This is a genomic window from Pusillimonas sp. SM2304 (assembly GCF_031628915.1).
Classification (GTDB): Bacteria; Pseudomonadota; Gammaproteobacteria; order Burkholderiales; family Burkholderiaceae_B; genus Pusillimonas_C.
Genome location: NZ_JAVLUJ010000001.1, coordinates 1,691,759 through 1,713,667, shown reverse-complemented (window position 1 = coordinate 1,713,667; position 21,909 = coordinate 1,691,759). Strand labels below are relative to the sequence as shown.

The 21,909-nt window shown below is 61.6% G+C and carries 22 protein-coding genes; 13 read left to right on the top strand and 9 right to left on the bottom strand.

Features of this window, described 5'->3' with window-relative positions:
• Window positions 1-73: 73 nt before the first annotated feature.
• From RE432_RS07970 to RE432_RS07955, 4 genes are all read left to right on the top strand, one after another.
• The gene (locus RE432_RS07970) at window positions 74-2,998 is read left to right on the top strand and encodes a ribonucleoside-diphosphate reductase subunit alpha (RefSeq protein ID WP_310932770.1); all 2,925 of its coding nucleotides are present in this window, start codon (window positions 74-76) and stop codon (window positions 2,996-2,998) included.
• A 19-nt stretch (window positions 2,999-3,017) separates the two neighbouring features.
• Window positions 3,018-4,184, top strand: coding sequence for a ribonucleotide-diphosphate reductase subunit beta (locus RE432_RS07965; RefSeq protein WP_310932769.1), 1,167 nt, complete (start codon window positions 3,018-3,020; stop codon window positions 4,182-4,184).
• 157 nt (window positions 4,185-4,341) lie between these two features.
• Window positions 4,342-5,052, top strand: coding sequence for a histone H1-like DNA-binding protein (locus RE432_RS07960; RefSeq protein WP_310932768.1), 711 nt, complete (start codon window positions 4,342-4,344; stop codon window positions 5,050-5,052).
• Between the two features lie 176 nt (window positions 5,053-5,228).
• Entirely contained in the window at window positions 5,229-5,792 is a 564-nt protein-coding gene (locus RE432_RS07955) for a YggT family protein (protein ID WP_310932767.1), read from the top strand.
• A gap of 72 nt (window positions 5,793-5,864) precedes the next feature.
• Here the strand turns inward: RE432_RS07955 and RE432_RS07950 are convergent, their stop codons facing one another.
• From RE432_RS07950 to RE432_RS07915, 8 genes are all read right to left on the bottom strand, one after another.
• Complete coding sequence (locus RE432_RS07950) at window positions 5,865-6,365, bottom strand: glycine zipper 2TM domain-containing protein (protein WP_310932766.1); 501 nt, start codon at window positions 6,363-6,365, stop codon at window positions 5,865-5,867.
• Between the two features lie 64 nt (window positions 6,366-6,429).
• Complete coding sequence (locus tag RE432_RS07945; protein WP_310932765.1) at window positions 6,430-7,371, bottom strand: carbohydrate kinase family protein; 942 nt, start codon at window positions 7,369-7,371, stop codon at window positions 6,430-6,432.
• Between the two features lie 8 nt (window positions 7,372-7,379).
• Window positions 7,380-8,474 (bottom strand): zinc-ribbon and DUF3426 domain-containing protein, encoded by a 1,095-nt coding sequence (locus RE432_RS07940; protein WP_310932764.1) that lies wholly within the window; start codon window positions 8,472-8,474, stop codon window positions 7,380-7,382.
• A 24-nt stretch (window positions 8,475-8,498) separates the two neighbouring features.
• On the bottom strand, window positions 8,499-9,419 hold the full coding sequence (gene prmA, locus RE432_RS07935; RefSeq protein ID WP_310932763.1) for a 50S ribosomal protein L11 methyltransferase: 921 nt from the start codon (window positions 9,417-9,419) through the stop codon (window positions 8,499-8,501).
• 11 nt (window positions 9,420-9,430) lie between these two features.
• A complete protein-coding gene (accC, locus tag RE432_RS07930; RefSeq protein ID WP_310932762.1) occupies window positions 9,431-10,777 on the bottom strand; it encodes an acetyl-CoA carboxylase biotin carboxylase subunit in 1,347 nt (448 codons plus the stop codon).
• Between the two features lie 3 nt (window positions 10,778-10,780).
• On the bottom strand, window positions 10,781-11,224 hold the full coding sequence (accB, locus tag RE432_RS07925; RefSeq protein WP_310932761.1) for an acetyl-CoA carboxylase biotin carboxyl carrier protein: 444 nt from the start codon (window positions 11,222-11,224) through the stop codon (window positions 10,781-10,783).
• Window positions 11,225-11,307: 83 nt separating this feature from the next.
• Window positions 11,308-11,742 (bottom strand): type II 3-dehydroquinate dehydratase, encoded by a 435-nt coding sequence (gene aroQ, locus RE432_RS07920; RefSeq protein ID WP_310932759.1) that lies wholly within the window; start codon window positions 11,740-11,742, stop codon window positions 11,308-11,310.
• A 118-nt stretch (window positions 11,743-11,860) separates the two neighbouring features.
• Window positions 11,861-12,370 (bottom strand): TlpA disulfide reductase family protein, encoded by a 510-nt coding sequence (locus tag RE432_RS07915; protein WP_310933066.1) that lies wholly within the window; start codon window positions 12,368-12,370, stop codon window positions 11,861-11,863.
• Window positions 12,371-12,467: 97 nt separating this feature from the next.
• Here RE432_RS07915 and mpl point away from each other — a divergent pair, with 97 nt between their 5' ends.
• The 9 genes from mpl to RE432_RS07870 all read left to right on the top strand — a co-directional run bounded on the left by mpl (window position 12,468) and on the right by RE432_RS07870 (window position 21,155).
• Window positions 12,468-13,826, top strand: a complete 1,359-nt coding sequence (gene mpl, locus RE432_RS07910) for a UDP-N-acetylmuramate:L-alanyl-gamma-D-glutamyl-meso-diaminopimelate ligase (protein ID WP_310932758.1) — start codon at window positions 12,468-12,470, stop codon at window positions 13,824-13,826.
• 34 nt (window positions 13,827-13,860) lie between these two features.
• On the top strand, window positions 13,861-14,466 hold the full coding sequence (locus RE432_RS07905) for a YqiA/YcfP family alpha/beta fold hydrolase (RefSeq protein ID WP_310932757.1): 606 nt from the start codon (window positions 13,861-13,863) through the stop codon (window positions 14,464-14,466).
• A gap of 43 nt (window positions 14,467-14,509) precedes the next feature.
• Window positions 14,510-16,396 carry an RNB domain-containing ribonuclease gene (locus RE432_RS07900; RefSeq protein ID WP_310932756.1) on the top strand — a complete coding sequence of 629 codons (1,887 nt, stop codon included), beginning with the start codon at window positions 14,510-14,512 and terminating at the stop codon, window positions 16,394-16,396.
• Window positions 16,397-16,444: 48 nt separating this feature from the next.
• On the top strand, window positions 16,445-17,323 hold the full coding sequence (locus RE432_RS07895; RefSeq protein WP_310932755.1) for a TonB family protein: 879 nt from the start codon (window positions 16,445-16,447) through the stop codon (window positions 17,321-17,323).
• Window positions 17,320-18,171: a shikimate dehydrogenase gene (aroE, locus tag RE432_RS07890; RefSeq protein WP_310932754.1), complete on the top strand. Its 852-nt coding sequence runs from the start codon at window positions 17,320-17,322 to the stop codon at window positions 18,169-18,171. Before RE432_RS07895 ends, aroE begins: the two co-directional genes overlap by 4 nt.
• Window positions 18,172-18,174: 3 nt before the next feature.
• Window positions 18,175-18,321 (top strand): hypothetical protein, encoded by a 147-nt coding sequence (locus RE432_RS07885; RefSeq protein WP_310932753.1) that lies wholly within the window; start codon window positions 18,175-18,177, stop codon window positions 18,319-18,321.
• A 3-nt stretch (window positions 18,322-18,324) separates the two neighbouring features.
• Entirely contained in the window at window positions 18,325-19,044 is a 720-nt protein-coding gene (gene mtgA / locus RE432_RS07880) for a monofunctional biosynthetic peptidoglycan transglycosylase (RefSeq protein WP_310932752.1), read from the top strand.
• A 96-nt stretch (window positions 19,045-19,140) separates the two neighbouring features.
• Complete coding sequence (lptG, locus tag RE432_RS07875) at window positions 19,141-20,319, top strand: LPS export ABC transporter permease LptG (protein WP_310932751.1); 1,179 nt, start codon at window positions 19,141-19,143, stop codon at window positions 20,317-20,319.
• Window positions 20,316-21,155, top strand: coding sequence for a symmetrical bis(5'-nucleosyl)-tetraphosphatase (locus RE432_RS07870; protein WP_310932750.1), 840 nt, complete (start codon window positions 20,316-20,318; stop codon window positions 21,153-21,155). The genes lptG and RE432_RS07870 overlap by 4 nt, the downstream gene beginning before the upstream one ends.
• On the opposite strand, the gene RE432_RS07865 is transcribed toward RE432_RS07870, so the two are convergent.
• On the bottom strand, window positions 21,149-21,901 hold the full coding sequence (locus RE432_RS07865; protein ID WP_310932749.1) for a 1-acyl-sn-glycerol-3-phosphate acyltransferase: 753 nt from the start codon (window positions 21,899-21,901) through the stop codon (window positions 21,149-21,151). The two genes, RE432_RS07870 and RE432_RS07865, sit on opposite strands and share 7 nt — an antisense overlap.
• Window positions 21,902-21,909 lie beyond the last annotated feature (8 nt).

Here is a 21,909-nt window from a genome sequence, read left to right as displayed (position 1 = left end):
TGCCGTCCACCCCCCCGATAGAACACGATTGAATGTGCGCCCGCCCGCACACAATTTTGCCCCAGGAGCCTTCATGCAAACCACACAAATCCCTGAGTCCGGCCACGCCGCGCCACCCCAGAAAACCATTCCGGCTTCTACCGAAAGCGGTGGCGACAAGCAATGGAGCCATTTCCATATCATCCGGCGCAATGGCGTGGTCGTAGGGTTCGAACCCGGCAAAATCGCCATTGCCATGACCAAGGCCTTCCTGGCCGTCAATGGCGGGCAAGGCGCCGCTTCGGCACGGGTGCGTGAACTGGTCGAATCGCTGACGGCCCAGGTGGTCAATGCGCTGGTCCGCAACCGCCCCAGCGGCGGCACCTTCCATATAGAAGAGATTCAGGACCAGGTTGAATTGTCCCTGATGCGCTCGGGCGAACACGACGTCGCCCGCGCCTATGTGCTGTATCGCGAAAAACGCTCGCAGGAACGCGCACGCAGCACGCCGGCGCAGCCCCAACCCGAGCACGCCGCCCTGAATGTGACCGACAACGGCATCCAGCGCCCCCTGGACCTGGCCCAGTTGCGCGCCACCATTGTTGAAGCCGGCCAGAACCTGCCGCACGACATCGACGCCGAAGCCATCCTCAAGGAAACCGTCAAGAACATCTACGACGGCATCCCCGTCGACGAAGTCTTCAAGTCCGCCATCCTGTCCGCACGCGCCATGGTCGAAAACGACCCATCGTACAGCCAGGTCACCGCAAGGCTGCTGCTGCACACGATCCGCAAGGAAGTGCTGGGCGAAGAAGTTTCGCAGGCCGACATGTCCACACGCTATGCGGAATATTTTCCTCAGTTCCTGAAAACCGGCATCGAAGGCGGGCTGCTCGACGAAAAACTGGCCCAGTTCGACCTGCCCAAGCTGGGCGCGGCCCTGAAGGCCGAGCGCGACCTTCAGTTCAATTACCTGGGCCTGCAAACCCTGTACGACCGCTACTTCCTGCATCTGCGCGGCCGCCGCATCGAATTGCCGCAAGTCTTCTTCATGCGCGTGGCCATGGGGCTGGCGCTGAACGAAATCGACCGCGAAGCACGGGCCATCGAGTTCTACAAAGTCCTGTCCTCGTTCGACTTCATGAGCTCCACGCCTACCCTGTTCAACTCAGGCACCCTCCATTCGCAGTTGTCGTCGTGCTACCTGACCACGGTCTCTGACGACCTGGCCGGCATCTACGATGCCATCAAGGAAAACGCGCTGCTGGCCAAGTATGCCGGCGGCCTGGGCAACGACTGGACCCCGGTGCGCGCCCTGCGCAGCCACATCAAGGGCACCAACGGCGAAAGCCAGGGGGTCGTGCCTTTCCTCAAAGTGGTCAACGACACCGCGGTGGCCGTCAACCAGGGCGGCAAGCGCAAGGGCGCTGTCTGCGCCTACCTGGAAACCTGGCACCTGGATATCGAAGAGTTCCTTGAGCTGCGCAAGAATACAGGCGACGAGCGCCGCCGCACGCACGACATGAATACGGCCAACTGGATACCCGACCTGTTCATGAAGCGCGTCATGGAAAATGGCGAGTGGACGCTGTTCTCGCCTTCCGACGCCCCCGACCTGCACGACAAGTATGGCCGTGCCTTCGAAGAAGCCTATCTGGGCTACGAAGACAAGGTGGCGCGCGGCGAACTGACCCTGTTCAAGAAGATCCCCGCCACATCGCTGTGGCGCAAGATGCTGTCCATGCTGTTTGAAACCGGCCACCCCTGGATCACTTTCAAGGACCCTTGCAACATCCGCTCGCCCCAGCAGCACGTGGGTGTCGTGCACAGTTCCAACCTGTGCACCGAAATCACGCTCAACACCAACGACTCCGAAATTGCCGTGTGCAACCTGGGTTCGGTCAACCTGGCTGCCCACCTGAAGCAGGACGCCGGCGGCCAGTATGTGCTGGACCACGAAAAGCTCGAGCGCACCATCACGATTGCCATGCGCATGCTCGACAACGTGATCGACATCAACTACTACGCCGTGCCCAAAGCCCGCAACTCGAACGTGCGCCATCGTCCGGTCGGCATGGGTGTCATGGGCTTCCAGGACTGCCTGCATCTGATGCGCGTGCCCTTTGCCTCGGATGCGGCCGTCGAGTTTTCCGACCGCTCCATGGAAGCAACGTGCTATTACGCTTACTGGGCGTCCAGCAAGCTGGCTGCCGAGCGCGGCCACTATGCCAGCTTCAAGGGTTCCTTGTGGGATCGCGGCATTCTTCCGCAAGACACCCTGGCCTTGCTGCGCGATGAACGCGGCGGCTACGTCGACGTCGACGACAGCAGCACGCTGGACTGGGATGCCCTGCGCTCGCACATCAAGCAGTACGGCATGCGCAACTCGAACTGCGTGGCCATTGCGCCCACGGCGACCATCTCCAATATTATCGGCGTCTCGCCTTGCATCGAGCCCAACTACCGCAACCTGTACGTCAAGTCCAACCTGTCGGGCGAATTCACGGTCGTCAACGACTACCTGGTGCGCGACCTGAAAGAGCGCAAGCTGTGGGACGAAGTCATGGTCGCCGACCTGAAGTATTTCGATGGCAGCCTGGCCCGCATCGACCGCATCCCGGCCGACCTGCGCGAACTCTACGCCACCGCGTTCGAAGTCGATCCAAACTGGGTCGTCGAATGCGCGGCACGCCGTTCCAAATGGATAGACCAGGCACAGTCGCTGAACATTTTCATGGCGGGCGTGTCGGGCAAGAAACTGGACGACATCTACAAGCTCGCCTGGGTGCGCGGCCTGAAGACCACCTACTACCTGCGCTCCATTGGCGCGACCAACGCCGAAAAATCCACTGGCCGCGGCGGCGAGCTCAATGCCGTTTCGGCAGGCGATAGCGGCTCGGCGGCCGCCGCAGCAGCCGCACCGGCCGTGGCCGCACTGCCTGAAGCCGAGGTCATGGGGGCCGTATGCACGATGCGCCCCGGAGACGAAGGCTTTGAAGAATGCGAAGCCTGCCAGTAATCAGATACAGGAAATCATTATGTTGAATTGGGACGATACCCCCGCTACGCAAACCGCAACGCCTTCAGGCAGCAACGGCGCCGCGCCCGCACACAACCCGCAAGGCCTGAACGACAGCGCCATGGCCCCCGCGCAAGCGGCTGCCGGCGCGCATGACGCCGAAACCGCCGGCCGCGTCCGCGCCGCCGACAAACGCGTCATCAACGGCAAGACCGACGTCAACCAACTGGTGCCCTTCAAATACAAATGGGCCTGGGAAAAGTACCTTGCCACTTGCGCCAACCACTGGATGCCGCAAGAGATCAATATGTCACGCGACATCGCGCTCTGGAAGAACCCCAACGGCCTGACCGAAGACGAGCGCCGCATCGTCAAGCGCAACCTGGGCTTCTTCGTCACCGCCGACTCGCTGGCCGCCAACAACATCGTGCTGGGCACCTACCGGCACATCACGGCGCCCGAATGCCGGCAGTTCCTGCTGCGCCAGGCATTTGAAGAGGCCATCCATACGCACGCCTATCAGTACATCGTCGAAAGCCTGGATCTGGACGAAGCAGAGATCTTCAACGCGTACAACGAAGTGCCGTCCATCCGCGCAAAAGACGAATTCCTGATTCCGTTCATCGATGCGATCGCCGATCCGAACTTTCAAACCGGCACGCCGGAAAACGATCAGACCTTGCTTAAATCGCTGATTGTTTTTGCTTGCCTGATGGAAGGTTTGTTCTTTTATGTTGGTTTTACGCAAATACTTGCGTTGGGCCGTCAAAACAAAATGACGGGCGCCGCCGAGCAGTACATGTACATTCTTCGCGACGAATCCATGCACTGCAATTTCGGCATCGATCTGATCAATACGATCAAACTCGAGAACCCGCATTTATGGACGGCAGCGTTTCGCGAAGAGATGCGCGAACTCTTCAAAAAGGCTGTAGACCTTGAATATGCTTACGCTGAGGACACCATGCCTCGCGGCGTGCTCGGTTTGAACGCGTCGATGTTCAAGTCATATTTGCGATTCATCGCCAATCGCCGCTGCCAGCAAATCGGTCTTGAACCGATCTTCGGACCAGAAGAAAATCCATTTCCATGGATGGCCGAGATGATCGATCTGAAGAAAGAACGCAACTTTTTCGAGACACGCGTGATCGAATATCAGACCGGCGGAGCATTAAGCTGGGAATAATGCTTGGAAGATCGTAAAAGCTTACGTTAGACTCTAGGCGTGCAAGGTGCTATGTACTTTGCACGCTTGCGCCATTTGAGATGGGTCGCACCCTTTTAGTGGGGGCCATATCAAATGGGTGGACGTTCTCTTAGACTCGATCTCAAGGAGCATTACTATGGCAACAGCCAAAAAGGCCGCCACCAAAACGGCTAGCAAAAAAGCTGCACCAGCCAAAAAGGCAACACCCGCAAAGAAAGCCGCTGTAAAGAAAACCGTCGCTGCCAAAAAAGCGGCGCCAGCCAAAAAAGTAGTCGCTAAAAAAGCACCTGCCAAAAAAGCTGCAAGCAAGACCGTAGCGAAAAAGGCGCCCGCCAAAAAAGCAGTCGCTAAAAAGACGGTAGCCAAAAAGGCCGTCGCCAAGAAGGCCGTTGCTAAAAAAGCAGTCGCCAAAAAAGCACCCGCTAAAAAAGCCGTTGCTAAAAAGACGGTAGCCAAAAAAGCACCCGCCAAGAAAGCCGTTGCCAAGAAAGCAGTCGCCAAAAAAGCGCCTGCCAAGAAAGCACCTGCTAAAAAAGCGGTAGCAAAGAAAGCTGTTGCTAAAAAGGCCGTAGCCAAGAAAGCGCCCGCCAAGAAAGCCGTTGCCAAGAAAGCAGTCGCCAAAAAAGCGCCTGCCAAGAAGGCGCCCGCTAAAAAGGCAGTCGCCAAGAAGGCACCCGCAGCCAAGAAAGCAGCGGTAAAGCCAGCGGCAAAGAAAGCTGCCGCACCCAAGAAGCCCAATGCCAAGGCAGCGGCAAAAGCGACCAAGGCGGCCAACCCTGCGCCAGCAGCAAAGAAAACCATTAATCCGGCGGCATCGTGGCCCTTTCCCACAGGCGGCCGCCCCTGATATCCAGACCTTGCCGGCAAGGCCGGGATATCAACGCGGCACGCGCTGTCTGACGTGCCGCCCCCGAACTGCCCGACCCCTGTCGGGCAGTTCTATTTTGAATGCCCGACTTGTCCTTTTCATGCGTGCGGCGCGCATGCGACAATGGCCCTTCTGAAAACACACGTAGCCCGACCATGCTAAGCAACGTCCTGCATTTCATCATCAATATCATCTTTTCCCTGTTCGGCATAGCGCTGCTTATCCGCGCCTGGATCTACGCGATACGCCTGCACCCGTTCAATCCCTATTCCCAGGCCGTATTGCGTGTCACCAATTGGCTGGTACAGCCTCTGCGCAAGATCATTGCGCCCGGCAATAGCATCGACTGGCCCAGCCTGCTGGCCTGCTGGCTGACGGCGCTGGTGTTTTTGTTGCTGACCTGGACGGCGCTGATCGGCCAGTTGCCGCCGCTGCAAAGCCTGCCGCCCGCATTGCTTGCGGCGGTCCTGACGGTATTCAAGTGGGCATTCAATGTGATCCTGTGGGTCACCCTGATCCAGGCGATCTTGTCGTGGGTCAATCCGCTTGCGCCGGTCATGCCGGTGCTGCATACGCTGACGGCGCCCTTGCTCGACCCGATCCGGCGCATCATGCCCAACCTGGGCGGGCTTGACCTGTCGCCATTGGTGCTGCTGGTTCTGGCTCAGGTCGCCATGATGGTGCTGCAGCATCTTTCCTTTTCACTGTTCGGCGTATAAGCGCCAACCCATGCACCGGCAAAACAAAGGCGCCCGCAGGCGCCTTTGTTCATTCACCCGTCAGGGCGCACACTACATCGGCACGACGCGCGTGGGGCCATTGCCGCTGATCAGGCGCACGCGCTGGCCGGCGCTGATGGCTACGTCGGCCGCCTGGGCCACGACCCGGGTTTCGCCGTTGTCGAGCCGGACAGTGATTTCCAGCCCCTGCGTTTTACCCATCTGATTTTCGACCTTGTTGCCCGCCATGGCGCCCAGAATACCGCCGCCGATGGTGGCCAGCACCCTGCCGCTGCCCCCGCCAATGCCGCTGGCGGCTACCCCACCCAGCGCGCCGCCAGCCAGCGCACCCGCGCCGCTGGAGCGGTCGTCCTGGATCGTGACGCTGCGCACGGACTCGACCGTGCCCTGGCGCACAATCTGTTCCTGCTGGGCTTGACCGTAGCTATACACCGAGGATGAAGCAGTATCGTTCGCGCAGCCCGCCAACACAGCAAGTGAACCGACAAGCGCAACCATGGCAGCGATACGCGCCGGACGCTTGGCCGCATGCGGGAAATAAAATGAATTCATGGAACACTCCTTGTAAAACATGAGGCATGCCAACCTGCCGGCGCCATCGCCGGCCGGACACGCCTTAATCGAGCAGCGCCACGCCATAATTCTGCTTCATGGCGGCGCTGATCTCTGCGCGGGAAGGACGGTGATTCTGCGGCCCTCTGGAAGCAATTTTAAAGCCCCCCATCACGTTCGCCAAGCGGCAAGCATCCACCAGGCTCCATTTTTCGGTAAGCCCGTATAACAAACCTGCACGATGTGCATCACCGCAACCTGTGGGGTCGACGACTTTCATGACCTGGGTCGGTTCGATATGTGTTTCAGCGCCGCCGGCATAAAGCGTGGCGCCTTCCGCGCCGCGCGTCACCACCGCGGCTTGCAGGCCGTCGGCAATCTGCGCAATGGTCCGCCCAGTCCTTTGCTCGATGATGCTGGCCTCGTAATCGTTGGCCGTCAGCACCTGCGCCAGTTGCAGCATCTCGTTCAGGTCGTCCCCCGAAAACAGCGGCATGGCCTGGCCAAGATCGAAAATGAACGGCGTGCCTTGTGCGTGCAGGCGGCGGGCGTGGGCAAACATGCCTTCTTTGGCATCGGGCGCCACAATGGCCCAGGCCGCTTCGCGGCCGCTCAGGTCATTGTCGGCCGAATGGGTCATGGCCCCGGGATGAAAGGACGCAATCTGGTTGTTGTCCAGATCGGTGGTGATGAAGCATTGCGGCGTGTACATGTCGGGCAGGACACGGATCAGGCTGGTGTCGATGCCCAACTGCTGCAGGTACACAATGTAATCGGCCGCATCGGCCCCCACCGTGCCCACCGGCACCGGACGCCCCCCCAGCAAGCGCAGATTATAGGCAATATTGCCCGCGCATCCGCCATACTCCTTGCGCATGGTGGGCACGAAAAACGACACACTGAGCGACTGGATACTGTCTGCCAGAATATGGTCTTTGAAATGCCCTTCAAATACGGTGATCGTATCGAACGCCACCGAACCGCAAACCAGAACATCGTCAGACATGACTTCCCTTACTGAAAGAATTTATCCAGCTGATAGCCGTTTATCTTCAGGCCATTCAGCACAATAGGTACGCTGACGGTGACTTCGCTGCCCGCCTGGAAGGGCTGCTGCAAGACATCCAGCGGAAGATAGCTTTGAGGCGGCAGGTTTTTCCTGACCACCAGCGCGCCTGAAAAATCGGTCAGGTCAAGCACCAGGGTCGGCCATTCCTGCGGTTTGTCGTAAGTGTTGCGCAGCGTCAGCTGCAGCAGCATGGCATCGGCCGCGGGCTCGGCCTGGGCGCCGGCCGCGGGCTCGGGCCGAGCGCTGGCTGCGGCCCCCTCGCCCAAAACCGCCCCCGAACCGGAGCGTAGCGATGAACTCATGATGGAGATCTGGCCGATCTCCCGCGAATAAGGGATGTTGCAATCGAGCGGCGCGCAGGCACGCTCAAGGACAGGCCGCAGCATCGGCACATTATTGGCGATCTGCACCCGATATACATAGGCCAGTTGCCCCAGCAAAAGCACCATGCCCAGCAAGACCAGCACGCGCCACAGCAGCCGCATGACGCCGGAGGGGCCCGCCCGTTCGCTCAGAAACTCGGGGGGCCGGGCTCGCGCCTCATCGTGGCGGGGTTCGACATAGATCTGCGGACGCGCCCTGCCTTCGGCGGACGCTGTCGCCGGCGCGATCGATACCGGCTCGGCGCGGGAATCGCCCGCCACGGGGTCGGACCTGACGCGGATGCCGTCGCCACCCACATGGAACACCGGCTTGCGTCCGCCTTCCGGCGCGGGCTCCGGACTGCCCGAGATGGTGAACCGGGTTTCCTGGCCTGAGCGCAAAGGCGTGATGGTGTGGACAGGCTCGGCCGCATCGGCGGGCCGCTGCCGAAGCACACTGGGCATGGACACCGAAGGCTCGGACGGCTCGGGCGGGCGCGGCGGCGGCGTCCGGACATCGGCGGGGGGCGGAGCGCCGCCCGGCGACACGACGGCATCGTAGCCATCAAAAATATGGGCGCAATTGATGCAGCGAATATAGCCTTTGCGCAACTGCAATTGCTCAAGGCTTGCGGAAAACGTTGTGCCGCATTGAGGGCAGCGCGTAGTCAGATCCATAGACGTAAAAATTGAGTCCAGCGTTCAGGCTGCGCGTTTCCCATGCAGGCATACCCAGCCTTCACGAGCCTGCCATACGCGCATGGCCATCCATGGCGCGTAGGCCTGCGCAACTTCTTCGGCCTGCCGCTCAAGCACCCCCGACAGCACAAGATGGCCGCCGGGCAAGACGCGATTGGACAGCATCGGCGCAAGCATCTTCAGGGGGTTGGACAGGATATTGGCCACGACGACCTGATGCTGTCCGTCAGGAAGCGCATCGGGCAACATCGCCTCGAGGTCGACCCGGTTGACTTCTGCATTGTAGCGGGTAGATTGCACCGCTTGCTCGTCGATATCGACCGCCTGGGTGCAGGCCGTGCCCAGCATTCGGGCGGCAATGGCCAGTATGCCCGAGCCGCAGCCATAATCGAGCAGCGTTTCGCCGCCATGGATATGGGCCGCCAGCCATTCCAGGCACAAATGGGTGGTGGGATGGCTGCCCGTGCCGAATGCCAGGCCGGGGTCCAGTTCAATATGGATGGCGCCGGACGCGCTTTCCGCCGCCCGCGGCACATCGGGGCTATCGCGATGCCAACTGGGCACGATCCAGATACGCTCGCCCACCTGTATAGGCTGGAACTGGGCCTGCGTCAGGCGCACCCAATCTGCGTCCGGCACATCGCGCAACAGCCATTCGCCCTCTTGGTAATCGCCCTGGCCGGCATCGCGCACCTGTTCCAGGACCAAGGCGGGGTCCAAACCGTCGGGCAGCAGCGCCACCACGCGGTTGCGGTGCCAAGCCTGGACCTCGGGTTCAAGCCCGGGTTCGCCGAAAAGCGGGCGCTCGGCCTCGGTATCGCCATCGGCATCTTCCACCGACACCGACAGCACACCCGCTTCCAGCAGGATATCGGACAGCGCCTCGGCTTGTGCCTCGGGACAAATGAGCACGAGTTCGCGCATGGTGTCTTTCCTTACGGCCGCTGCGACAGCTTGTGCTCCAGATAATGAATACTGGTGCCGCCTTCGACGAAACGGGCGTCCTGCATCAGCTCGCGATGCAGCGGAATATTGGTTTGAACCCCTTCCACGGCCATCTCGGACAAGGCGATTTCCATGCGTGCAATGGCCTGCGCGCGCGTATCGCCATAGGTGATCAGCTTGGCGATCATCGAGTCGTAGTTGGGCGGCACCATATAGCCCGCAAACACATGCGAATCCATGCGCACACCGGGGCCGCCCGGCGTATGCCAATGGGTGATGCGTCCGGGACTGGGGGTGAACTTGAAAGGATCTTCGGCGTTGATGCGGCATTCGATCGAGTGGCCCTTGAAGGTCACATCGCGCTGGCGCAGCGTGAATTTCTCGCCGGCCGCAATCAGGATCTGCTGTTGCACCAGATCGATCCCGGTGATCATTTCCGTAATCGTGTGCTCGACCTGGATGCGGGTGTTCATTTCGATGAAGAAGAACTCGCCGTTTTCGTACAGGAACTCAAACGTGCCCGCACCGCGGTAATTCATTTTCCGGCAGGCTTCGGCACAGCGCTCGCCGATGCGCTCGATCAGCCGGCGGGCAATGCCGGGCGCGGGGGCTTCTTCGATGACTTTCTGGTGGCGCCGCTGCATGGAGCAGTCGCGCTCGCCCAGCCAGACGGCATTGCGCCCGCCGTCGGCCAGCACCTGGATTTCAATATGGCGGGGGTTCTCGAGGAACTTCTCCATATAGACTTCGGGATTGTTGAAGGCGGCGCCGGCTTCGTTGCGCGTCATGGCAACCGCATTGAGCAATGCCGCTTCGGTATAGACCACCCGCATGCCGCGTCCGCCGCCGCCGCCCGCCGCCTTGATGATCACGGGGTAGCCGACATCGCGGGCCGTCTGCAGGATTTCTTGCGGATCGTCCGGCAGCGCGCCTTCGGAACCCGGCACAACGGGCACGCCGGCTTCGATCATGGCCTTCTTGGCACACACCTTGTCGCCCATGGTGCGAATGGACTCCGGACGAGGCCCGATGAACACAAAACCGCTTTTTTCAACGCGTTCGGCAAAATCGGCATTCTCGGCCAGGAAACCGTAGCCGGGATGGATGGCTTCGGCGTCGGTCACTTCGGCAGCCGAAATGATCGCCGGCATATTCAGGTAGCTGTCGCGCGCCGGCGCCGGGCCGATGCACACCGACTCATCAGCCAGACGCACATACTTGGCATCGCGGTCCGCTTCAGAGTGGACCACCACCGTTTTAATGCCCAGCTCGCGGCAGGCGCGCTGAATGCGCAGGGCGATCTCGCCGCGATTGGCTATAAGGATTTTTTCAAACATGAATTAGCCAATTACAAACAGGGGTTGACCATATTCGACGGGCTCGCCGTTTTCAACCAGGATTTCCTTGATCACGCCCGACTTGTCGGCTTCGATCTCGTTGAGCAATTTCATGGCTTCGATAATACACAGCGGCTCGCCTTCTTTGACCGTTTGACCCACTTCCACAAACGGCGACGCGCCAGGATTCGGCGCGCGGTAGAAGGTACCCACCATAGGCGCCTTGACCGCATGGCCCGACGGCGCGGCCGGCGCCGCAGGTGCCGCCGCCGCGGCGGCCACGGGAGCCGGCGCTGGTGCAGCGGCCTCGGGAGCGTAGGCGACAGGCTGCACGGATTGCGAGAATTTGACGATTCTGACCTTGCCTTCGCCCTCGGTGATTTCGAGTTCGGCAATGCCGGAATCCGCAACGAGGTCAATCAAGGTTTTCAGTTTTCTTAGGTCCATACGAACTTCCCGTGACGTTGCTCTGTCGCCATTGCACAGAGTGAACGTTGATAGTTAAAAGTTAAAAATGCGTGATCCCGCGTTCAACTGCTTAAAGCATAGCGCAAGGCTGCTTCGTATCCGAAAGCACCCAGTCCCGCAATCACGCCCTGGGCGGTATCGGCCAAGTAGGAATGATGGCGAAAGGATTCCCGTTTATGCACGTTAGACAAATGTACTTCGACAAAAGGAATGCCGACGGCGGCCAGCGCGTCTCGCAGGGCGATACTGGTATGGGTGTAGGCCGCGGCATTGATGATGATGAAATCGGTCTGGTCCTGGCGGGCAGCTTGAATCCGATCAACGAGTTCACCTTCGTGATTACTTTGAAATGCGGTCAACGCAGCACCGTGTTCAGTGGCCAGTTGCGCCAGATGCTGATTGATATCGGCCAACGTTTGCCGTCCGTACACCTGTGGCTCGCGCGAACCGAGCAGATTCAGATTGGGGCCGTGCAAAACGAGGATGTGCTGCGCCATTGCGAATGTTTTGTGAAGACAGACCGTCTTTTTACGCTAAATAGCCGTATTTGTCCATTAAAGCCAAGGATATCCAAGCCGCCTGTGGCGGCCGGCGCAACGGCCCGCGCTTCCGTTTTCAACCCATATTGGCCAGGTAGCGGTCGAGCTCATCGGGCTTGATCTGCCCCAGCATTTGGGTCGAAACACGGCCTTTTTCGTCGAACACGACGGTAAAAGGCAGGCCGCCGTTCTTGTTGCCCAGCCCCCGCATCAGCTTGATGCCGCCGTGACCGGCAATCAGCAAAGGGTAGCTGACCTGCACTTTTTCACCGAATTTCTGCACATTGGCCGCCGTATCGACCGCCAAACCCACGAACTGAACATGGCCGTGTTTTTTGTGCAAGGCATCGAGGTCGGGCATTTCTTTGACGCAAGGCGGACACCAGGTGGCCCAGAAGTTCAGCACCAGGGGCCTGCCCAGGTATGCGGCGAACTCGACCTGGCCGCCCTGGGTATCGGAAAAAGTATGGGCGTAAAAGGGATCGGGCGGCAACGCGCCGGCCCAGGCCGGCCATGCCAGGCCCAGCCACCCTGCGGCACCTGCTGCGCCGAGCGTCGCCTGGCGCAAAAAATCTCGCCGTTTCATGTTGATGTGGTCCGGAAAGTGATCGATAAGCGTCTTCATGATAGCACTGCCTTAACGCGTCCCTCAGAATCACTACAATAAACGCTGGAGGATAGAAATGCATCTACATATACTGGGTATCTGCGGCACGTTCATGGGCGGACTGGCATTGATCGCGCGCTCGGCGGGGCATACCGTCACGGGCTGCGACACCGGCGTCTACCCTCCCATGAGCACACAGCTTCAAGAGCAGGGCATCAAGCTGATAGAAGGCTTCGGCGCCGATCAACTTGCCCTGAAACCCGACCTGTTCGTCGTGGGCAATGTGGTAACACGCGGCAATCCCTTGATGGAGGCCATTCTGGATCGGGGCCTGCCTTACACGTCGGGGCCGCAATGGCTGGGCGAGCACGTCCTGCAAGGCCAGCATGTGCTCGCCGTTGCCGGCACGCACGGCAAGACCACCACCAGCTCCATGCTGGCCTGGATACTGGACCACGCGGGCAAGCAGCCCAACTTCCTGATCGGCGGCATCGCCGGCAACCTGAAGGTCTCGGCACGCTACCAGCCTGAGCGGCGCCTGTTCGTCATCGAGGCGGATGAATACGATACGGCTTTCTTCGACAAACGCTCCAAATTCGTTCACTACCGTCCGCGCACGGCCATTTTGAACAACCTTGAGTACGATCACGCCGACATCTTCCCCGATCTGGCCGCCATAGAAACCCAATTCCATCATCTGCTGCGCACTGTCCCCTCGCAGGGCCGGGTCATCCGCCCCGCTGCCTGCGAAGCGCTGGACCGGGTTCTGGCGCGCGGCTGCTGGACGGCGGTGCATACCTTCGGCCCCGGCGGACAATGGGAGGCCCTGGCCAGCGGCCACGCCTCGTATTTTCAAGTCATCCACCAGGGCCGCAACGCCGGGACCGTCCAGTGGGCGCTGACGGGCGAACACAACCGCATGAACGCCCTGGCCGCCCTGGCGGCCGCCGAGCACCTGGGCATCGACCCGGCGCAAGGCGTGGAAGCGCTTTCCGCGTTCAGGGGCGTCAAGCGCCGCATGGAACTGCGCGGCACCGCGCGCGACGTCGATGTCTATGACGATTTTGCGCATCACCCCACCGCCATCGCCACCACACTAGAGGGCCTGCGCAAGCAGGTGGGCAAGGGCCGCATCCTGGCCGTGCTGGAACCTAGATCGAACACCATGAAGCTGGGGGCCATGGCCGCGCGCCTGCCCGGCGCGCTGGCCGAAGCCGATCTGGTCTTTTGCTTCGGCGCCGACAGCGGCAAGCACGCCCTGGGATGGGACCCGGCCCAGGTCCTGGCCCCGCTGGGTGCGCGGGCGTCCAGTTACACGGATCTGGATAAAATGGTGGGGGCCATCTGCCAGGCCGCCCAACCCGGCGACTCGGTTCTGGTCATGAGCAATGGCGGCTTCGGCGGCATACATCAAAAGCTGCTGAACCGCCTATGAACCCGAACCCTTCCCCCACCCGCACAGGTGCGCCATGATCCTTTACTTGCACGGTTTCCGTTCCTCTCCCAAGTCGTACAAGGCCACCCTGATGGCGCAGGCCATGCAGGACAAAGGGCTGGCGGACCAGTGGGTATGCCCTCAGTTGCCGGCCAGCCCGCAGCGCGCCCTGGAACTGTGCAACTATCTTATAGAACAGGCCCTGCAGGCCGGCGGCATGGACCCGGCCCAGGACCTGACCGTTGCGGGATCATCGCTGGGCGGCTATTACGCGACCTGCCTGGCCGAGCGCTGGAAGTGCCGCGCCGTGGTCATGAACCCGGTCGTGCACGCCGCGCGCGACCTGGCCACCCAAGTGGGGGAACACACCATGTATCATTCGGAAGCGCCCTTCCTCTTCCTGCCTGAATACGTCGACGAGCTGGCCGACATGGCCGTGGGCCGGCCGGCGCATCCCGAACGGTATTACCTGCTGGCTGCCCAGGGGGACGAAGTACTGAGCTGGCGCGAGATGGCCGACTGGTATGCCGGGCACCAAGGCCGCATTCTGGAAGGCAGCGATCACGGCATTTCGGATTTTGACCGGTATTTGCCCGAAGTCATGGCATTTGCGCTGGGCGTCCCGGACGGCTCACACTAAAATTACCCACCCGTATGCGTCACGCATACGCCAATGGATCATTATGTACGTTCTTTACGAAGAAAGCGGGAACTTCAAGGCCGAAAAGATTTTCTCCCAAAGCGACTCGACCATGCAGGTCGAGTCAGAGTCCGGCAAGCGCAGCAAAATAAAGAACGCCACCGTGTTGTTCAGCTTCGAGCAGCCCGCCCCGGCCCTGTTGCTCGAACAGGCGCAGGCGCTTGCCCAGACGCTGGAAATCGATTTCCTGTGGGAATGCGCCCCCCAGGAAGAATTCGACGCCGTCCACTTTGCCGAAGACTATTTCGGACACCCGCCCAGCGCGGTGGAAAAGGCCGCGCTGATTTTCGCGCTGAACAGCGCGCCCGCCTATTTCCACCGGCGCGGCAAGGGCTGCTATCGGCCCGCGCCGCCCGACATTCTGGCCGCCGCGCTGGCGGCCATCGAAAAGAAGCGCAAGCAGGCCGAACAACAGCAGGAGTGGGTGGACCAGATGGTGGCGGGCACCCTGCCCGAACCCATCGCCGAGGTCGCCAGCACGCTGCTGACACGGCCTGACAAGAATTCGCTGCAATGGAAGGCATTCGAGGCCGCCGTCGACAAACTGGGCACCAGCCCCGAAAAGCTGCTGCTGACTTTGGGCGCCTGGCCGCATGCGCTGGCCCTGCATCAGCACCGCTTCCTGTCGGCCAACTTCCCCAAAGGCACGCAATTCGCCCCCGTGGCGCTGGATGATATCGGCGCCGACCTGCCCCTGGCCGACGTGATCGCTTATTCGGTCGACGATAGCAGCACTATCGAAGTGGATGACGCCCTGTCGGTGACCCCGCTCGAGCAGGACGTGGTCAGGGTAGGCATCCATATCGCCGTGCCGGGCCTGGCCGTGACACGCGACAACGAACTCGACAAGCTCGCACGCGGCCGCATGTCGACGGTGTACATCCCGGGCCTGAAGATTCCGATGCTGCCCAGCGAGCTGATCAGCACCTTCTCGCTGGATGCCGGCCGGCCCAGGCCCGCCCTGTCGCTGTATGTGACGGCCAACCTGGCCACGGGCGAACTCCTGTCGTCCGAGACGCGCCTGGAGCGGATCGAAGTACGCGAGAACCTGCGCCACAACACGCTGGACGAGCAGGTGACTGAAGCAGCGCTGGACGATCCGCAGGCCGAATTGCCCTACGGCGAATGGCTGCGCCCGCTCTGGCGCCTGGCCAAACATCTGGCCGCCCAGCGCGAGCAAATCCGGGGCAAGCCCGAAAACAACAACCGGGTCGAATACACCTTTGTGCTGGACGGCCCGCACGACGATCCGGACTCGGTGGTCAGGCTGGTTCCCCGCAAGCGCAACGCCCCGCTGGACCGCCTGGTGGCCGAGTACATGATATTGACCAACAATATCTGGGGCGGCCTGCTGGCCAAGCACGGCGTGCCGGGCATCTACCGCTCGCAACAGGCGGGCCGGGTACGCATGTCGACCCATGCGCTGCCGCACGAAGCGATCGGCGTACCCCAATACGCCTGGTCGACCTCGCCCCTGCGCCGCTACGTGGACCTGGTCAACCAATGGCAGATACTGGCGACGGCCGAGCATGGGGTATCCGCGCGGCTGGTGGCCCCCTTCAAGCCCAAGGATGCCGACCTGTTCGCCATTATTGGCGCCTTTGAATCGCAATACACCACCTGGGGCGACTACCAGTCGGCCATGGAACGCTACTGGTGCCTGCGCTGGATACAGCAGCAGAACCTGAGCACCGTACAGGGCAACGTCATTCGGGACGACCTGGTGCGCCTGGATTGCGCGCCTTTTGTAACGCGGGTTCCCGCTTTGCCCGAGCTCGAGCGCGGCCAGGCGGTCACCCTGGATATACTGGGATTCGACGAACTCGCCCTGGAGCTTGAATGCCGGCTGCGTGAAGTGGCCGCCGCCTGATTCCGCCAGGGCGCCCGCACGGTAATGTAAACAGGCCTTTGTCCGATCATGTCCACCCTTGCCGCCCTGCTGCGGGTGCCGCTGCCCCGCAACGACTATCTGCGTATCGCGCTGGTGCTGTCGCTGGCGATACACGCGGCCGTGCTGACGCTGCACTTTTCCGCGCCCCGCACGCCCTTGCCGGCCGCCGAGGTCCTGGAAGTGACGCTGGTCAATGCGCACAGCAAGGACGCGCCGCTGCAGCCCAGGATGTTGGCGCAGAATCAACTGCACGGCGGCGGCGAGGCCGCGTCCGGCCAGGCGGCATCGCCCCTGCCGCGCACGGCGCTGGAATCACCCGACGAGATCGTGCTGGCCGCGCTGCGCAAGCGGCAGGAAACGCTAGAGGCTGAACAGCAGCGCCTTTACACCCAACTGGTCTCGATGCAAAAAGTCTTGCCGGACCGCCAGCAGCCAGACCTGGCCGAGCAGTCGGCCGACCCGGGCATGGACGAGCTGGAACAGGACAGCCTGGTGCTCAATGCACAGATCAGCGCCATCAAGGAGCGTATCGAGCGGTACAACGCCCAGCCAAGAAGGCAGTTCACGGGGCCTTCCACCAAAGCAGTGGAGTACGCCGAGTACGTCGAGGCCTGGCGCAAGAAAATCGAGCTGCTGGGCACTGAACACTATCCGGCCGAAGCACGCGGAAAACTTTACGGCAGCCTGCAACTGACGGTATATATACGGCGCGACGGTTCGCTGGAGCGCATAGAAATCGACCGGCCGTCCAGCCATGCCGTGCTGAACCTAGCCGCATCCCGGATCGTGCAACTGGCGGCGCCCTTTGCGCCCCTGCCGCCCGCCATGGCCAAGCAGACCGATGTGCTCGCCATCACGCGCACATGGCATTTCGAGAACCAGACACTGGACACCCGTTCACCATGACGACCCCCCTCTCCTTCAAACGCTTCGGCGTGGCCGGCAACCCCATCGCCCATAGCCGCTCGCCCTTCATTCATGAAGCCTTCGCGCGGCAGACCGGCATCGCCCTGCATTACGACCGTATTCTGGCGCCGCTGGATGGCTTTGCCGATGCCGTACAGGCGTTTTTCCAGCAAGGCGGCGCCGGGCTGAACGTCACCGTCCCCTTCAAAGAACAGGCTTTCGCGCTGGCGCGCGATCATTTGAGCGCGCGCGCGCGCATGGCGGGCGCCGTCAACACGCTGTGGATGGAAAACGGCCATCTGCACGGCTGCAACACCGATGGCCTGGGCCTGCTGAACGATCTGGAACGGCTGGGCCACGGCCCGGCCGGCAAACGCATCTTGCTGGTGGGCGCCGGCGGCGCCGCCCGGGGTGTCGTGCTGCCATTGCTGGACGCGGGCTGCGCCACGCTGCGCGTCGTCAACCGTACGGCTGAACGCGCCGCGCAATTGCTGGCCCATGTCCTGGGCCAGGCGCCCGCTGCGGCACCCAGGTTGTCGGCGGGCGGGCTGGACCAGGCTGCCGGGCCATGGGATATCGTCATCAATGCCACCTCCAGCAGCCTGGGCGACACCCCGCCCGGCCTGCCCGCGGGGTGCTACGCGCCCGGCGCCCTGGCCTACGACATGGTCTACGCCGCCCAAGCCACCCCCTTCATGCTGCAGGCCCGCGCCCAGGGCGCCGCCCGGACGGCGGACGGCCTGGGCATGCTGGTGGGCCAGGCGGCCGCCAGCTATGCAATATGGCATGGGGTGCAGCCCCAGGTGGAACCGGTGCTCGAGGCCTTGCGCCAGGCCCTTTATACTTGAGCCATGAGCGCCAGAAGAATCAACAAGACAAAAGTGGTGGGTGTCGCCCTGCTGGCGGGGCTGGCGGCCGCCAGCTATGCAATATGGCATGGGGTGCAGCCCCAGGTGGAACCGGTGCTCGAGGCCTTGCGCCAGGCCCTTTATACTTGAGCCATGAGCGCCAGAAGAATCAACAAGACAAAAGTGGTGGGTGTCGCCCTGCTGGCGGGGCTGGCGGCCTTCCTGCTCTACCTGTTCGGCCTGTTCGTGATGGTGCTTTGGCTCAGCGTCAAGAACCCGGGCAGCAGCGCGTTCATGAATGCCGTGCTCAGCGAACTCAGGGCCACCGACCCGAAGGCATCCATCACATACCAATGGACGCCCTATGATCAGATCAGCAATCATCTTAAACGCGCCGTGGTCGCATCCGAGGACGCCAACTTCCTGGAACACGAAGGCATCGAATGGGACGCCATCCGCAAGGCCTGGGAATACAACCGGAAGCAGGCCGAGCGCGGCAAAAGCAAAATGCGCGGCGGTTCGACCATTACGCAGCAACTGGCAAAAAACCTGTTCCTGTCCGAATCGCGCACCTATCTGCGCAAAGGCAAAGAGCTGATCCTGACGTACATGATCGAGTTCGTCATGAGCAAAGAACGTATCCTGGAGCTGTATTTGAATGTCGCCCAATGGGGCACCGACGTCTTTGGCGCCGAAGCGGCGGCGCGGCATTATTTCAAGGTCAGCGCGGGCCGGCTCAGCCAGTACCAGTCGGCCAGGCTGGCATCCATGCTGCCCAATCCCGCCTACTACGACAAGCACCGCAATACGTCGTACCTGAACGCGCGCACCGGCACCATACAAAAGCGGATGCGCATGGTCGACATTCCGTAACGCCATTTTCGGCCTGCCGCAGGGCACGGCGGCTCCGCCAAATGTTAAGCTTGTACTTTGCCCCGCGCCATTCAGTTTACACATCAAGCACTTTCAATGCGTACCGCCCGCCGTTATCTCGCCCGAGAAATCTATCGTTCCAGCGCGGTTGTGCTGCTGGCGCTGATCGGCCTGTTCACCTTTTTCGCGCTGATCGAGGAACTGGACAGCATCGGGGACAGCTTCACCCTGCTCAATCTGTTCTACATGCAGGCGCTGGCCCTGCCCACCCGGCTGTATGACCTGCTGCCCATCGGCCTGCTCATCGGCGCTATCCTGGCGCTGGCCGGCCTGGCGCAACGCAATGAGCTGGTCATATTGCGCGTCTCGGGGGTCAGCGGCCTGAAGCTGCTGGCCATGCTCTGGGTGGTGACCATCCCCATGGTGCTGGGCGCTTTCCTGCTCTCCGAAGTGATCACTCCCGCCGCCGAGATCAAAGCCAGTGAAGCCAGCCTGACGCTGCTGGGCAAAGCGGGCGGCGGGCGCCTGAACAGCGGCTACTGGTTCAAAGAGGCCGACGATCAGGGCGGCACGCGTGTCATCAATATTTCGCAGCTCAGGTCGGGGGGCAGCGTGGCCGATGTCACGCTGTACGAGTTTCACGAAGGCCAGGAGCTGGCCACCTTCTCGACCGCCCAGGAAGGCCACTTTACCGACGGCACCCTGGTGCTGGACAACGTGTCGGAAACGACCATCGACGCCAGTTCGATCTCGGCGCTGGCCAATGCCACCCAGCCCGACGCACCGCTGACGCACCTGAAAACCCTGCCCCAGCGCGTACTGAAAACCAGCCTGACCCCTGAAAGGCTGATTGCCCGCATCCTGACGCCTGAACGCATGTCCATATTGGTGCTGCTGGACTACATCGACTACCTGGAAAACAACCACCTGCAGACCGAACGCCAGATTGTCGCCCTCTGGCGGAAAATGGCCTATCCATTCACCTTGCTGGTCATGATCACCATCGCCGCCCCCATCGGTTTCATGCAAACACGGCGCGGCGGCGTCGGCAGCAAGGTGTTCATCGGCATCCTGCTGGGCGTGGGCTTCTTCATGCTGAATCAACTGGCATTGAACGTCGGCATGCTCAGCAAATGGGCGCCCTGGGTCACGGCGCTGGTGCCGAACCTGGCCGCGCTCGCCATCGCCCTGGGCGCCCTCATCCTGATGGAAAATCAACATAATGTCCGGCGGTTCAACCAGACGCGCTGGCCCTGGAGTAAGTCAGCAGCATGATGTCCGCAGCAAGCAGTGTCTGGATGGTGGGCGACCTGCAAGGTTGCAGTCAGCCTTTGCGCGCCCTGCTGGCGCACCCCGATATCGCCAACAGCCCTGACCCGCATTACTGGTTCGCGGGTGACCTGATCAATCGGGGGCCCGACTCCCTGGGCACGCTGCGCGCGGTCATGGCACTGGGCGACCGGGCGGTCTCGGTGCTGGGCAATCACGACCTGCATTTGCTGGCGATCGCCGCCGGTGTCAAGAAATGCGGCAAATCGGATACGGTCAAGGACATTCTGAACGCACCCGACGCCGATGAACTCATTACCTGGCTGCGGCATCGTCCGCTGGCGCATTACGACCAAGGCCACCTGCTGGTTCATGCCGGCGTACTGCCCAAGTGGGATGTGGACAAGACGCTCGCCCTGGCGGCGGAAGTGGAATCAGCCCTTCAGGGTCCCGACTGGAAAAACCTGCTGGACAGCATGTACGGCAATGAGCCGGCCCGCTGGCACGATGAGCTGCATGGCGCCAAGCGCATGCGCGTCATCGTCAATGCGCTGACCCGCATGCGCATGTGCAACCGGCAGGGCCACATGAATTTTTCGCACAAGGGCGAACCCTTCAATAACGGCGAACTCATGCCCTGGTTCGACGTGCCGGGCCGGGCCATCCGCAACGACACCATCGTCTTCGGGCACTGGTCGACACTGGGCCTGATGATGCGTCCGCACGTCATCTGCCTGGACACGGGCTGCGTATGGGGCAGGAAACTGACCGCCGTGCGGCTAAGCGATCACAAAGTGGTCCAGGTGGCCTGCGCGCAGTACCTGGACCCTGAAAATCACTGACGGGGCTTGCCCACCACCGCTTGGCGGATAAGATGATGCGCGCGCGATGCGACGTGGCTGCGGCCCGCCTGCTCGCACGCCTCGCTGGGCATGGCCGGCAGGAACACCAGTTCTATTTCAACCCCGGTCGTACCGAGCAGGCACCAAAGATTCTGCAGCAGGTTCTGTTCGCCCACAAAGGCGACATAGTCGCTGCGCTGCCGTTTGTGAAAGAATCGCAAGGCAATCGGCTGGATATCCACATGGGCCCGGATGGCGGCATCAAACAGGCTGGAATGGAAGGGGGCGACATCAAAACCGCTGGACGTCGTGCCTTCCGGAAACAGGCCGACGACTTCGCCCTGCTCGAAACGGCCCTTCATGTGTCCGGCCACCGCGCGGATGGCATTGCGATTGCCGCGCTCGATGAAGACGGTGCCCGCCCCGGCCACCAGCCACCCGATGATGGGCCAGCGGCGAATATCGCTTTTGGCCACGAAAGCGGTGGGGCGGATGCTGTTCAGCACGAAAATATCCACCCAGGAAACATGGTTGGCCACCCACAGCACGGCGCCATCCCGCACGGGCTCGCCGGTCACGCGCACCTTGACGCCGCATAAGGCCATCAACACACGCGACCAATACAGGTTCATGCTCGAGCGGACACGCAAAGAGGCCAGGGGAAAAATCAGAATGACAGACAACAGGCCGAAAAGAATCAGGATCGCAACACCGGTTGCGCGCAGCAAAAAAAGCAGAATGCCCAAACTGGTCT

Excerpts from the sequence above, each read along its gene's own strand:
- RE432_RS07970 (WP_310932770.1), top strand. The coding sequence starts at position 74 with ATGCAAACCACACAAATCCCTGAGTCCGGCCACGCCGCGCCACCCCAG.
- RE432_RS07965 (WP_310932769.1), top strand. The coding sequence starts at position 3,018 with ATGTTGAATTGGGACGATACCCCCGCTACGCAAACCGCAACGCCTTCA.
- RE432_RS07960 (WP_310932768.1), top strand. The coding sequence starts at position 4,342 with ATGGCAACAGCCAAAAAGGCCGCCACCAAAACGGCTAGCAAAAAAGCT.
- RE432_RS07955 (WP_310932767.1), top strand. The coding sequence starts at position 5,229 with ATGCTAAGCAACGTCCTGCATTTCATCATCAATATCATCTTTTCCCTG.
- RE432_RS07950 (WP_310932766.1), bottom strand. The coding sequence starts at position 6,365 with ATGAATTCATTTTATTTCCCGCATGCGGCCAAGCGTCCGGCGCGTATC.
- RE432_RS07945 (WP_310932765.1), bottom strand. The coding sequence starts at position 7,371 with ATGTCTGACGATGTTCTGGTTTGCGGTTCGGTGGCGTTCGATACGATC.
- RE432_RS07940 (WP_310932764.1), bottom strand. The coding sequence starts at position 8,474 with ATGGATCTGACTACGCGCTGCCCTCAATGCGGCACAACGTTTTCCGCA.
- prmA (WP_310932763.1), bottom strand. The coding sequence starts at position 9,419 with ATGCGCGAACTCGTGCTCATTTGTCCCGAGGCACAAGCCGAGGCGCTG.
- accC (WP_310932762.1), bottom strand. The coding sequence starts at position 10,777 with ATGTTTGAAAAAATCCTTATAGCCAATCGCGGCGAGATCGCCCTGCGC.
- accB (WP_310932761.1), bottom strand. The coding sequence starts at position 11,224 with ATGGACCTAAGAAAACTGAAAACCTTGATTGACCTCGTTGCGGATTCC.
- aroQ (WP_310932759.1), bottom strand. The coding sequence starts at position 11,742 with ATGGCGCAGCACATCCTCGTTTTGCACGGCCCCAATCTGAATCTGCTC.
- RE432_RS07915 (WP_310933066.1), bottom strand. The coding sequence starts at position 12,370 with ATGAAACGGCGAGATTTTTTGCGCCAGGCGACGCTCGGCGCAGCAGGT.
- mpl (WP_310932758.1), top strand. The coding sequence starts at position 12,468 with ATGCATCTACATATACTGGGTATCTGCGGCACGTTCATGGGCGGACTG.
- RE432_RS07905 (WP_310932757.1), top strand. The coding sequence starts at position 13,861 with ATGATCCTTTACTTGCACGGTTTCCGTTCCTCTCCCAAGTCGTACAAG.
- RE432_RS07900 (WP_310932756.1), top strand. The coding sequence starts at position 14,510 with ATGTACGTTCTTTACGAAGAAAGCGGGAACTTCAAGGCCGAAAAGATT.
- RE432_RS07895 (WP_310932755.1), top strand. The coding sequence starts at position 16,445 with ATGTCCACCCTTGCCGCCCTGCTGCGGGTGCCGCTGCCCCGCAACGAC.
- aroE (WP_310932754.1), top strand. The coding sequence starts at position 17,320 with ATGACGACCCCCCTCTCCTTCAAACGCTTCGGCGTGGCCGGCAACCCC.
- RE432_RS07885 (WP_310932753.1), top strand. The coding sequence starts at position 18,175 with ATGAGCGCCAGAAGAATCAACAAGACAAAAGTGGTGGGTGTCGCCCTG.
- mtgA (WP_310932752.1), top strand. The coding sequence starts at position 18,325 with ATGAGCGCCAGAAGAATCAACAAGACAAAAGTGGTGGGTGTCGCCCTG.
- lptG (WP_310932751.1), top strand. The coding sequence starts at position 19,141 with ATGCGTACCGCCCGCCGTTATCTCGCCCGAGAAATCTATCGTTCCAGC.
- RE432_RS07870 (WP_310932750.1), top strand. The coding sequence starts at position 20,316 with ATGATGTCCGCAGCAAGCAGTGTCTGGATGGTGGGCGACCTGCAAGGT.